Source organism: Flavivirga aquimarina (assembly GCF_030540835.1).
Lineage (GTDB): Bacteria > Bacteroidota > Bacteroidia > Flavobacteriales > Flavobacteriaceae > Flavivirga > Flavivirga aquimarina.
In genome coordinates this window covers 1-384 of sequence record NZ_JAUOEK010000109.1, presented here as the reverse complement: position 1 = coordinate 384, position 384 = coordinate 1, and the positions used below count along the sequence as shown (strand labels likewise).

The 384-nt window shown below is 50.3% G+C and carries 1 protein-coding gene; it reads right to left on the bottom strand.

Annotated elements, in window-relative coordinates:
* A partial coding sequence (locus tag Q4Q35_RS09480; protein ID WP_303277732.1) for an Ig-like domain-containing protein occupies positions 1-384 on the bottom strand: 384 nt, incomplete at both ends.

The following is a 384-nucleotide window of genomic DNA, read 5'->3' as shown; positions in this document are numbered from 1 at the left end:
CCACTACTATCGGTTACGGTATAAGTAATATCCGTGGTTCCAGCACTTACCGGGGTCACGACACCACTACCGTCGATAGTCGCTACGCCCGTATCGGATGAACTCCATACTATGGTCCCTGCAGTACCTTCGGTCAAATCTATTGTCGATCCCATGCATACGGCATTAGGACCTGTAATCGCTGCCGCTATAGGCAAAGCATTTACGGTAACTTCAAAGGTTGCCGAGGACAATGAGGTACAGCCACTACTATCGGTTACGGTATAAGTAATATCCGTGGTTCCAGCACTTACCGGGGTCACGACACCACTACCGTCGATAGTCGCTACGCCCGTATCGGATGAACTCCATACTATGGTCCCTGCAGTACCTTCGGTCAAATCT